At 37.2% G+C, this 12,415-nt stretch carries 10 protein-coding genes and 1 pseudogene; 2 read left to right on the top strand and 9 right to left on the bottom strand.

Going from position 1 to position 12,415, the window contains the following annotated elements:
* Window positions 1–3 precede the first annotated feature (3 nt).
* On the bottom strand, window positions 4–630 hold the full coding sequence (locus tag QLG00_RS14365; RefSeq protein ID WP_025095882.1) for a LysE family transporter: 627 nt from the start codon (window positions 628–630) through the stop codon (window positions 4–6).
* A gap of 152 nt (window positions 631–782) precedes the next feature.
* On the opposite strand from QLG00_RS14365, the gene QLG00_RS14360 reads away from it, so the two are divergent.
* Window positions 783–1,706, top strand: a complete 924-nt coding sequence (locus QLG00_RS14360; RefSeq protein WP_282471285.1) for a Dyp-type peroxidase — start codon at window positions 783–785, stop codon at window positions 1,704–1,706.
* A 132-nt stretch (window positions 1,707–1,838) separates the two neighbouring features.
* On the opposite strand, the gene QLG00_RS14355 is transcribed toward QLG00_RS14360, so the two are convergent.
* From QLG00_RS14355 to QLG00_RS14340, 4 genes are all read right to left on the bottom strand, one after another.
* Window positions 1,839–2,021, bottom strand: a complete 183-nt coding sequence (locus QLG00_RS14355; RefSeq protein WP_282471284.1) for a lysozyme inhibitor LprI family protein — start codon at window positions 2,019–2,021, stop codon at window positions 1,839–1,841.
* 889 nt (window positions 2,022–2,910) lie between these two features.
* Window positions 2,911–3,438 carry a hypothetical protein gene (locus QLG00_RS14350; RefSeq protein WP_104125343.1) on the bottom strand — a complete coding sequence of 176 codons (528 nt, stop codon included), beginning with the start codon at window positions 3,436–3,438 and terminating at the stop codon, window positions 2,911–2,913.
* Between the two features lie 17 nt (window positions 3,439–3,455).
* Window positions 3,456–3,830 (bottom strand): hypothetical protein, encoded by a 375-nt coding sequence (locus QLG00_RS14345; RefSeq protein WP_282471283.1) that lies wholly within the window; start codon window positions 3,828–3,830, stop codon window positions 3,456–3,458.
* Between the two features lie 11 nt (window positions 3,831–3,841).
* Window positions 3,842–4,153 carry a hypothetical protein gene (locus tag QLG00_RS14340; protein ID WP_282471282.1) on the bottom strand — a complete coding sequence of 104 codons (312 nt, stop codon included), beginning with the start codon at window positions 4,151–4,153 and terminating at the stop codon, window positions 3,842–3,844.
* On the opposite strand from QLG00_RS14340, the pseudogene QLG00_RS14335 reads away from it, so the two are divergent.
* Window positions 4,118–4,243 (top strand): annotated as a pseudogene (locus QLG00_RS14335) (peroxidase); the annotation flags it as partial. The gene QLG00_RS14340 and the pseudogene QLG00_RS14335 overlap by 36 nt on opposite strands.
* A 45-nt stretch (window positions 4,244–4,288) precedes the next feature.
* On the opposite strand, the gene QLG00_RS14330 reads toward QLG00_RS14335, so the two are convergent.
* The 4 genes from QLG00_RS14330 to QLG00_RS14315 form a co-directional block, all read right to left on the bottom strand.
* The gene (locus QLG00_RS14330; protein ID WP_282471281.1) at window positions 4,289–4,987 is read right to left on the bottom strand and encodes a hypothetical protein; all 699 of its coding nucleotides are present in this window, start codon (window positions 4,985–4,987) and stop codon (window positions 4,289–4,291) included.
* Window positions 4,988–5,000: 13 nt separating this feature from the next.
* Window positions 5,001–7,046, bottom strand: a complete 2,046-nt coding sequence (locus QLG00_RS14325) for a LysM peptidoglycan-binding domain-containing M23 family metallopeptidase (RefSeq protein ID WP_282471280.1) — start codon at window positions 7,044–7,046, stop codon at window positions 5,001–5,003.
* A 10-nt stretch (window positions 7,047–7,056) separates the two neighbouring features.
* Window positions 7,057–10,377 carry a type VI secretion system Vgr family protein gene (locus tag QLG00_RS14320; protein ID WP_282471279.1) on the bottom strand — a complete coding sequence of 1,107 codons (3,321 nt, stop codon included), beginning with the start codon at window positions 10,375–10,377 and terminating at the stop codon, window positions 7,057–7,059.
* 151 nt (window positions 10,378–10,528) lie between these two features.
* On the bottom strand, window positions 10,529–12,229 hold the full coding sequence (locus tag QLG00_RS14315; protein ID WP_282471278.1) for an NAD-dependent malic enzyme: 1,701 nt from the start codon (window positions 12,227–12,229) through the stop codon (window positions 10,529–10,531).
* Between the last annotated feature and the right edge of the window lie 186 nt (window positions 12,230–12,415).

Raw genomic sequence — 12,415 nt, 5'->3', positions numbered from 1 at the left:
GGTTTAGTGCGTTTGATTGACCATGCTCAGCAAGAGCGCTGCGCCACTAAACATCACCGCAAAGCTGCGATTCAGATATTTTTGCTGTCGCGGTGAGCGCAATAAGCGCAGCACCTTGGCAGCCAATCCGGTGTATCCCGCCATTACAATCAAATCGATCAGCACCATGGTTAGGGCCATAATGCCGTACTGTGGTGCTTGCGGGCGCGCTAGATCAATAAATTGTGGCAATACCGCGAGTAAGAACACGATCGCTTTTGGATTACTGATATTGACAACAAAACCCTTGAGAATCAGACGCTGACGAGAAATTTCAAGTTGCTCGGAATGAATCTGAATCGATTGAACAGGCGCCGTCCATTGCAAATAGGCCAAATAGAGCAAATAACCGATTCCAAACCATTTCACCAGTAAAAAAGCCCACGGTGTTGTGGTAAACAGTACGCCCACACCGGCTGCAACGATTCCAATTTGCACCAAAAGTGCTAACTGTAGGCCAAGTGCGTTCCAATAGCCACGACGAAAGCCGTAATTCAAACCACTCGACATTGAGGCGATCGCACCTGCGCCGGGAGATAGACTAATCACCCAACACGCCAGCATATAACCTATCCAAACTTGAAATGACATAACCTGAACATAAAGCAAAAATGGGATTATACCTGTTGTATGAATCCGATTCTAATCATCGATAAAAATATCGCTACCGCATATTTAATATGCAGCAAAGATACGGCACAATAGAGAAATATTGAATTTAAATAATGCTTTAGGAGTCACTGGTGACTGCACAATCTGTCATTCTTCCCCTACCCTCAGATCATGCGCGTTTTATTATTTTAAACTTGGGCAACTTGTCGGTAAAAGGCTTAAAGAAACAATTACAGGCTTTATTGACAACCCGCGATCGATTGATCACACAACATCCCAATGCGCAGATCAAAACAGGCGTAGCATTTGGTGCAGCTTTGTGGAAACAGCTTTATACACAGACTCCTGAAGGGTTTAAGACACTTGAACCGATTCACGGTACTTTTCATATGCCCGCAGTGCCCGCCGATGTCCTCATTCATATTGCCAGTACTCGTGCAGATATTTGTTTTGCTTTAAGTCAGGCTTTTTTTGAGGGCATACAGGATCAAGTAGAAGTTTTGGATGAACGTGTATGCTTTAGATACTTCGATGGTCGCGATATCACGGGCTTTATAGATGGCACTGAAAATCCACAGTTTCCAGACAATCGTGCAGAAACAGCATTACTGGGTGATGAACATGCAGTTTTTGCAGATGGAAGTTTTGTTTTCGCACAGCGTTATGCGCATGACCTTGAAAAGTGGAAAAAACTCAAAGTTGATGCGCAAGAACAGGTGATGGGACGCACCAAACTGGAATCTATTGAACTTGATGACGATGTAAAACCAGATAATGCCCATGTTGCACGAACAGTGGTAGAAGATGAGGAAGGTGAAGAATTAGAAATTCTGCGCCATAGCCTGCCTTATGGCGATGGAAAAGGCGATCAAGGTTTATTTTTTATTGCCTATACCAAAGATCTGAGCAGAATTGATCAAATGCTAGAGCGCATGTTTGGAACCAGTGGCGATGGTATTCATGACCGACTGCTGCATTTTGTGACACCACTGGATGGTGCGTATTATTTTGCACCGAGTGAAGAGGTGTTGGAGGGTGTTTTGGAGGATAAATAGTTATCTTTCATCCAGTCTGAATTATAGTCTTGAAACAATTAAGAAAAACCTCGTTTGTTTTAATTAAGGTTTTTCTTAATTTTAACAAGTTAATTAATTCTATATTTAAATATAACAAATCATATCTATTACTTAATAATTCTTTAAGAATAAAATTCGCTCTTTTGTCATTTTTGTTTGGCATGCTAATGCCTCGAAATGACTTTCTCGCCCGTACTCTTCTTCATTTGCAACACATAAATTTTCTTTCTTCTTAATCCAATTTCTTTGAGATATTTTCAACTTGATTCTATCTTTTTCAGATAATTTTTCCATTTTTTCTGATAAATAAAATTTAAATCTTTATCGACTTTTTTAAACTCAATAAGAAAACAATTTAATATATCATTAAAAACCACACTATTAGGTTTACATGTCACAATATCTTGATCTGCATGAACACACGAAGACATCAAAACTGATAAAATTAAAATTTTTACTTTCTTACTCAAATTTAGCATATTCTTAATCTTATAATTTTGATAATATTAAAAAACTTAGAACCATCCAATTCAAGAAAATTACTTAATAAATAATTACAATCGACATAAATAAGATTCAAAAATAATTAAGAAAAAATATTTATTTTTTCAAAATCTCATATATATTTAAGCAAATATAATTACAGAAAATTTATATTTTTTAAATTTATTTCATAATTATAAATTCTAGAAAATTCAGTAATCTTTTTGCTCTTAAAGTTTAAGTAATCAACGCTATACAAAACATAACCTTGGGGCATAAATACATACTTACCAGTATTTTTTCCATTAATCAATTCATTCATAGTATAATAAACCTCTGGCTTTTCTCCAGTATCATCGCCATATTCTTTCTTTATAATTTCCGAAATTTTTATAGATTTCAAATAAGGATAGTATTTAACTTCACTAATATTTGGATAATTTTTAGAAACTAATAAAATTGAATTTTTTCAATTTGACAAACAAAAATAGCTGTCTTTCGAGTTAGCATTAAAACTAAGAAAAAAAGCAAGTAAAAATAAATACTTAAATTTCATAAATTTTCAATCCTTGGCTTTGCAAATCCTTTTGCTCTATCTGCACCATACCCATCTATTTCTATATCTAATTTTTCTCTTTCTGAGTTAATCCAAAGAAAATTTTTAAATATTTTCATTTACCAAATATTAAAATTATGATTTTCAATAGTTTTTATCCAACCATTTTTTTATTGAAGCAATATTTTTATAATTGTAATAAACTTTCCCCTCAGCCATACCTTCAAATCCTTCTGATTTTTCATCAAATATATGAGTTATATTTTCCAATAAAACCTGATTATTTGAATCAATTTTATAAAAATTAACCTTATAAACAAAACCTTCCATTTGTGGACTACAGCAATAATATGCAGAATTAAGAGTTATTAATAATGGCTGTTTATTTTTTTTCGACTTATATATACTAACAGCTAAAAGCTGAGGATCTTCCTTAGCAGCAAAATCATAATATTCATTCAAAAATTTTGTCTTTTTTGAATTCCCAATATAACTTTTTAAATATATACCTTTATCAGATTTACACGTATAATTATAAAATTTATAGTCATTTTTCTTAAAAACACTCAAATTTATTGTTTCTTTCTTATCACACTTATCACCCGCAATTAAATTAGAAGAATATATTATTGAAAATACAATCAAAAAAACACTTATTAGTTTTTTTTTCATCTTGTAAAAACTCCTAGTTAAATAAAAATCTTGATTGCCAGAGCAAAATGTGTACGACGTTGAGAGTATGAGTCTGTAGCTTTATTAATTACTTTTGTAATAGCATCCACTTGTGCTCCAGTAGTTCCTTTATCAGCTATCTCATATAACTTATATTTTAACCAAAATCTAATAGCTGATCTAACTGCATATTTTGGCTGTTCAATTAATTTTGGGTTCTTTACAAAATCTACTTTTTCATCCGACCATATTGTCGAATACATATTAGTTAAATCTTGATAATTATTTTTCCCTGTTAACTGTTTCAACCCCCTGCCCAGATATTTCCAACCATCACCAGGCGATGTATTACCTAACTTATATTGTGCATCTCGATAGTTATCATCATACATACGATTTGCAATTACTTCGCCATTTGCGGGTCCTTTTCCCTTTTTATACCCATCAATTTCAGCTTGTTTCGGATGCGTTTTATAATATCCAAATTGCTCTTCAATGCCGTAGCACCCATATATTCAACTTGTTCTCTCAATGAGAAAGATGCTCCTACCTCTTGTCTAACTTGCGCCATAAAATGAGCCTGCCTTAAACGAGTATTCAATTTATAGCCAAATAAATCTTTATTCAATTCATCTAAAATTGGTTGCATTTTAGATGAAGAAACACCTAACCACTGCCAGAGCGTATGTTTGGAACCAGTGGCGATGGTATTCATGACCGACTGCTGCATTTTGTGACACCACTGAATGGTGCGTATTATTTTGCACCAAGTGAAGAGGTTTTGGAGGATATTTTGGAGGGTTAGAAAAATTAAGGAGAAGTTGATGGTTTCAATTTCTCCTTAATCACATTAATTTTCTTTCTTAGCCTTTAAAACACCTATAGTCTCACAACCTAATGTAGATGAAATACATTTAAGATTAGCATTCAAAGTAACCTTGAATGGTGAAGTTTTTCCATCTTTATAAGTTTTAACATTTGCAAGATACGTATACAGTCCTTTCTTAGCATCATATGTTACCTGATCACCCATGAGTAGATCTGTTTTCTCATTACCTTCATCACTATTAGAGAGTATTACTGGTATTTCAGTGAAATTATTATCTTTTATATTATATAGATAAGTTGTGACCTGAAATTTTTTAAAAGGAACTCTAACATAATCGATAGTACCGATTTCTTTTACTCTAAAAGCAACGATACTTTTATCATAATATAGCAAACTAAAATCAACATTAGACTTCAAAGGAGTTGTTGTTTCAAATAAATTATATACATATTTTCCATTTAAAACTTGCACCCCATATTTCTTTAATGTGTAGGTAATATTTTTCTTTGTTTTTTCAATATTCCCAAAATCAGTTAATTTTATTTTAAAATTGGGGCTAATAACAGAATATTTATTATACGTATCTATATATTCGACAGGTGAATTAATTTGAGTAGCATCTTGTAAATAATCACTCCATGAAGGATTTTCTTTTGCATAACAAACGTTAAAAGAAACTCCACAAGCGATTATCATTACAAAAGTGTTGATAAATTTCATAAAAACCTCAAAATCAATACGGTAAATTCGCATTTATAAATGGTATAGGGTCAATCCTTCCATCCAGTCCAACGCCTAATAAAGGAGCGCTCCTAGCTTCAAAATGAAGATGAGCACCATTGGGAATTGTCGTCATCTTATTCGCATTACCAGTTGAACCTGTCTTTCCAATTTCCTCTCCAGTATCCACTGAATCTTCTTTAGCGACATTAATATCTGACAAATGAGCGTAAAAAAAGTAGACATATTGATTTTTTGTAAGTTTGCTATGAGCATATTTTTTTTGTTTTTCAGCTAAATCATTTATATCAACTCTTAAAACAATAACTTTACCATACGCACCACCAGAGTCCTTAGCAAAAACAATCACCCCTCCACATACAGCATATATTTTTGTACCAGGATTTGCCTGTAAGTCAACGCCCTGATGATTCTTGGTTCCATTATTTCTCACTTTACCAAATGTAGCTCCTTTCGCATTTGCTAATCCTGCTGTTCTTAATTTACATTGAAGTAAAGGATCATGCCATCCTTCACCTCCTCCAACAGTTTTCTCATGACTCAAAACTTGAGGTTTGTTACTACTCTCACTCTTTGTTACTAGTTGTTGAGTATTAGTAGCTTGTGAATTTACTTTTTGCTCTTTAGGAATAGGTGCTGGTATTGACTGGCCTTTTAATAACTTAATAGTTTCTTCCATACTTAGATTTATGCCTGAAGTTTTACTCTTATCGACGACATACTGATAAATGTTGATGTGCCCATCAATATAATTTCTTAGCCACGCTCCATAAGCCGCTCTCGCATCGTCTTGATATCTTTTTAGGAACTGTTCGGCTTGTTTAGCGCCATTTTTACCGAACTGAGTAAACAGTAATTTCTTTGCTCTTTCTGGAGTTAACGTATTTAAGACAAAATGTCTCCCGCCTGTAGCTCCTTCATGATGTAGTAAATAAGCAAATTTTGCCATTGAACTCGGCTCAGTTAAATTCTGATAAGGAAGACCAGAAGTTTTAAAATTACTAACAGCATAAGCAGCGGCAGCATCAATTGCCATTTCTGCATTGAATCTCAAATTTAATTTTTGCTCTTTAGTTATTTTGGGATTATTTTTCACATATTGCCCAACTAAAGAACTCCTGTCATTGCACATAGTGAGCCATGTACCATCTAGGAATTGAGTCAAACCAGCAGCAGAACTAGAATTCGCTTTACTATTAACATTCCATTCTCCTGTTTTTTTTATTTTTGCAGCTTCAGCATCGATAACAGCTGCTAATGAGTGTGGGGTAAAACCATGTCGCTTAGCAGCACTTATAATATAGGCTCTATATTTATTATTGACTGGCTTTAATAAAAAATTATCTTCTGTAAACTGTGCAGCAATTATATGTGTGCTATTACCAGCATCAGTTCGTTTTTGTTCGTGTCTTTCTTCAGGTAATTGTTTTTTTTCTTTAGATGATACTATATGAGGCTGATTAGGATTTTTTTTACTTGATAAACTTTCAACCACTGAAGAAACACCATCGACTATTGGTTTACCAACTCTTTTTAAATTATTTTTAATTTCAGATACAGTCTCATTAATTAATCCTTCTTTTACGTAATACGATCCTTCGACTTTAATTTTTCTTGAAGTTAATTTTAAGACTTTTCGACCCAATGGTAGAATTTTATGGTCAGCAATTAAATCAAAGCTACCATTTATATTTTTGAAGAATACTTTTAATCCCTTAGAATGGTCTTCTATTCCTATATCATCAAATATACCATTAGTTGTACTCTTTATTATTTTCTTATCATCAAAATCCAATTGAATTGTAGCTTTTAAGATTGGTTTAAAAGAAAGATCCATTAAAACTATTTTTAATTGAGTTTCATATTTATTATTACCAGTAGACTCTTCTTTTAAATGAATCTTCTGCCCTATTTTCAATCTATGAATCATTCTGCCTGATAATGAGTTAATTCTCGCAAGCTCTTTTACTGTAATACGATATTTTTTTGAGATTCCCCAAAGAGTATCACCAGATTTGACTATATAAACATTTGACATATAGACTTACCTATTGTTCTAAATCTTTTTTTTCAGCTTGTAAACCATGCTCACCAATTTCAAATTCATCTTCATTTTCTTCTTCGTACTTATCCTCATCATCAAAAATACTTGACCATTCATCAAAACCAATCAATGCTTCATATCGTTTCGATTCTTCTTGCACTGATAAGCTGCTTTTGCCTGCTGAACTCGTTACACCTTCCCAAATAGTTTCTTTTTTATCTGGCTCATACATCTGTATTTTTGCATTTTCTATCTCTGTACCTGCTAAACTTAAGAATAAGAAATCAACAGCATATGGCCCTATTTTTGGCAACTCGGGTACTTCATATGAAACTTTTTCACCACTGGTAAACACATGCTGTCCTGATTTAACCTCAAACTTACCACCTGTCTTGATAAAAACTCCATTTCCATTGACGATCAACTGAGAACCGCCAGCTTTAATATCAATTTCTTTAGTACTGGTTAGTTCGATCTTATCTTCGGTAGAAATCAGCTTAATCACTTTTTTGGCAATAATATCGACTAAATCATCTTGCGCTTGTATTTTAACTGCGCCTTTTGCTGCATAAGCACTCAGTCCCTTTTGTGCAGCAAACAAACTTACTTTATCTTGAGCATGACCAATAATATTTTTCTGTGCGCTCAAATTAATTGAGCCACTGGCACTCTCAGCAATATCCTGAGAGGCTTGTAAAATAATATTTTCAGGGGTGGTTAATGCAATACCGTTTGGTGATGCCAGTAACATAAGTGCTTGTCTAAAAATTTTGCCCTGCTCTTTTTGTTTGGTATCGGCGCTACTTTCTAAGCCTTGTGTATATCCTTCCATAAAACCTTGCAAAGTACTCAAAGCTTTAGATGGCGTGACTTCTAATTTTGTGCCTTTAGTAAAAGTTCCACACTCGCTCATCAAATCAAAATCCCTGATATCAGCATGAGCAAGCACTTTTCCAACATCTTGGATACTTTCAAATGGATTTTTCTGGATTTTATCTTTAATCCCTACCAATTGGCCTTTGATCAGATCAGTTCCATGCTCTTCCACATTTTCAATAAAGGCTTTTAGATTTTCTAATGCATCCTCATTATTCGCCAAGAATGTATCAAGCTCTTCTATAACGCCTTTTGAGTCGCTTCCCAAACGCCCAATATCTTCAATAAAACCACCACACCCCTTTAATGCTTGAATGGGATCTTTATTCAAATCATCTTTAAACAAATTTAAGGTACGCTCTAAAGCCTGACCTGTAGTTTTTAACTCGAGCGATTGAATAAACTTAGGTAAGCGATCAATGACATTTAGTGCGTCAGTTTGCTGTTTGAGGGCAATATCACTCAGCATTTTCATACTTTCATGACCCTGAACCAGTAACGATTGTGCCTGAGCAGCTTCTAAATGATCAGCAATGGCTTGTTGCTGCGCATAAGTACTAATGAGCATACCCTGACCAGCACGAACCGCCCCATAATGATCAGTTCTCAGTTCAAAACCTTCCCCTCGTCCCTGACTGGTTTCTTCGTTCTTTGGGTGGCTCAGATTTCCCAAATTCAATTGGCTGGTACCATGACTGCTTTGTAGTTGTGCACTAATCTGACCCGTTGTGTCATCAAAACGTAGCTGATTAAATCCGCTTCCTGCGACTTCTTTGGAGCGAATTCCACTCAGGTTTCGCGTGGCAGGCAACTGGCCTTTTACATCAAATTTTGTAGGCGAGCGTTGTCCTTCATGGATACGCCCAATCACAAATGGCCGATCGACGTGACCATCAAAGAAATCGATGACCACCAATTCGCCTACACGCGGTAAAAATCTGGCGCCATATTGCTCACCAGCCCATGGTGTGAGCACATCGACCCAAGCCGAATCTGTATCATTTTCGTTCGAGCCCGCACCGGTATCATGCGCATGATCTTCTGCTCGGGTAAATAAAAACCGAACCTTAATGCGCCCCCATTCATCCACGTGAATTTCTTCATTTTCCGATCCGACCACCCTTGCTCGCTGTGGATATACAGCGGGACGATGCACCAAAGGCTGATAATCGGGCACTAACTTGATTTGACGACGAATCAAGGACAACTGATTACCTTGACGCTCCTGATTTTGTAAAAAATTTAATGTTGAAGCTGGTTGAAGCCGTTCAACCTGCTGTTGCAGTGCTTTGGGCAAATTATTCTGATTGTAAAATTGCTTTTCATAAATCAAAAATTGTCGGTCTGCGCGCTCATGCGTATCTATTTCGGGATGTCCCGTCAGCTCAAACCAGTATCCGACCTGCGCGTCACGTACGCTGCTATGTGCAGTAAAATATTTGGCCTGAAACTCTTGATAGGCGGTCATATTCTGATTCAGTTTTTCGATTTGCTGCGCACTAGAAATGGTTGCTTGATCGGCACCTGTTAAATCGGTTGTCCATGCAGGTTCGATCGACCAAGCCTGTTCTAGACTTAAACTTTCGTTACTGTGCTGTTCACTGTGCAGATGCGCACTTTGAATCGATCCGTTTCCTTCATCTTGAATCAAAGCATCGGCTTGCCAGCGTTGTAGATATGTCGCGGTAGATTGTAATTGGCGATGCGCAACAAGCTGTGTCATGCTGTCAAAATATTCGGTGGCATGGCTGCGATGAAAACGAATCACTCCACGCTCAAGGGCTAAAAATGGCTGATTGTGATCAATTAATCGTAGTTTTTGAGGCGCCATTTCTTGCAAAGCATGTGCAACCACAACATGTTTTTCATCCACCAACCAGTTTATCCCTTCACTTCGCCATAAACGCGTGAGAAATTCATAGTCAGTTTCATTCATTTGTATACTGAGCGGGCGAATATCGTAGTCTTGGCTCAGACCGCTCAAATCAAGCGTTAAACTTTCTGCAAACAAGCGACTTTTACTTTGCCATTCTTTAAACAGAATTTCGCTGATTTCGGGTACACTTTTATTGATAAATACACGGCTATTCCGCCGCTTATGCCAAAATGCAGTCGGATCTTGTAAAGTCAGCGTGTAAATAGTTAGTGCACCATCACTTTGCCCTTGTGTTGCACGGGTAATAATGCCAGATGTTCTGGCGAGCGCACCGCTATCGGTCACTTGATCGACCGCCACCCGACATCCAATAAATTGTTTTAATGCGATGTGCGCATTGGTGGAAAGACAAGTCAGCTCAACACTTAAGCCATCATTTAGGGCATGTTTTCCCTCAATCCGCTGTAAAAAAACCTGCGCATTTAAGGCAGCATGACTAAATTGTACATGCACAGCACGTTTTAATGCCCCCAGCCCAAGCTGTTCTAACACCCTATTCATATTGCTTAACATGATCTAAATTCGTTTTTTAGTTTTATTGATATCAATTGCAAGCCATTCTAAAAAATACAGACCGTTTCGTCTACAGTTATTCTATACGGCCCGATAAAAAACCCCACATTCGACTTGGCAAATGTGGGGTTCAGGCTTGATCTATATTCGATTAGAACGGTACGCGTTTATAAGTACGGTATTCAGGCTTCCAAAATTCTTTTTCTATATTGGCAAGCAAGACCTCATCAGGGATATTCAGTGCAACACCGTCTTCAATTGCCGCTTGAGCAACCTTAAATGCAATACGCTTCGATACCGCCTGAATCTCTGAAATCGCAGGCAAAAGATCGGCGTTTGGATCATTTAACAACGGCGAACAATCGGCCAAGGCATTGCTGGATGCCATCAACATATTGTCAGTCACCCGTTTGGCGCCAGAAGCAATCACCCCCAGACCAATCCCTGGGAAGATATACGAGTTATTACACTGTGAAATATTGTAGAGCTTGCCTTGATAATTTACAGGTGCAAACGGACTGCCGGTTGCAATGAGGGCTTTGCCATCTGTCCACTGAATAATATCTGCTGGCACGGCTTCAACACGTGACGTCGGATTCGACAAAGGCATCACGATTGGGCGCTCTGAATTTTCATTTAGTGCACGGATCACTTCTTCAGTGAAAAGTCCCGGCTGCCCCGAAACACCAATTAACACCGTCGGTTTAGCATTTTGAACCACATCGAGGAGTGATATCACCTCTTCCACATTACCCCAAGCCGAGACAGTGTCTGCTTTTTGTGCCAGCTTGCGCTGGAAGTCGAGTAAGTTGGGTTGGTTTTCTGTGATTAAACCAAAACGATCCACCATAAAGATACGTGCACGAGCCTCATCATCGCTTAGACCTTCAGCCACCATTTGTGCCACAATCTGCTCGGCAATACCACAGCCTGCAGACCCAGCGCCCAAAAAGGCAATTTTCTGATCTTTCAGCTCTTTACCTGCCGCACGACTTGCTGCAATCAGGCTGCCGACTGAAACCGCAGCAGTGCCTTGAATATCGTCGTTGAAGCAGCAGAATTTATCTCGGTACTTGGTCAACAATGGCATTGCATTTTTTTGTGCAAAATCTTCAAACTGAATTAAAGCATCTGGCCAACGACGGCGAATAGCAGTCAGAATCTGATCCACAAACTCATAGTATTCATCGCCACTGATACGTGGTTGACGCCAGCCCATATAAATTGGGTCGTTTAGCAATTGTTGATTGTTGGTTCCCACATCAATGGTAATCGGCAACGTATAAGCAGGACTGATACCACCACATGCCGTATACAGCGACAGTTTTCCAATCGGAATCCCCATACCGCCAATACCTTGGTCACCTAGACCCAAAATTCGTTCGCCGTCAGTGATCACAATCACTTTCACATTGCGTTTATTGACGTTTTGCAAAATATCGTCGATATGCTCACGGTCTGGATAAGAAATGAAGACACCACGATGACGACGGTAAATATCCGAAAACTCCTGACACGCCTCGCCCACAGTTGGCGTATAGATAATTGGCATCATTTCTTCCAGATGATCGTTGATCAAACGGTAAAAAAGTGTCTCGTTGGTGTCTTGAATATTTCGTAAATAAATATGCTTGTTGATCGCGTCGTTAAATGTTTCATATTGTTGGTACGAGCGCTGGCTTTGTTCTTCGATAGTTTCGATCACATGAGGAACTAAACCGTGCAAATTAAAATGGCTACGCTCTTCCTGAGTAAAAGCCGATCCCTTATTGAGAAGTGGGAGTTCGAGGAGGGTATATCCTGCATAAGGAATATAGAGGGGGTGTTTATTCGTATTGGTTTCAGCTGTCATTGCCTATCTCGTGTTTAGGGACTATTGCCCTAAAGGTTACTCGTCTATTTATCTACTGCTATAGCTTAAGCGTTTTTTAGGCAAAACAGGTATTTCGAAAATTTATAACGATATCGTTTACATTCAGCGCTCAAATAAGATTTACTTCATAATCCAATTTTATTGTTTTTATTGCCTGAAAAATCC

Source organism: Acinetobacter sp. V89_7 (assembly GCF_029967895.1).
Taxonomy (GTDB): domain Bacteria; phylum Pseudomonadota; class Gammaproteobacteria; order Pseudomonadales; family Moraxellaceae; genus Acinetobacter; species Acinetobacter soli.
Note: the sequence above shows the minus strand (reverse complement) of the source record. Positions and strands in the feature narration are given on the sequence as shown.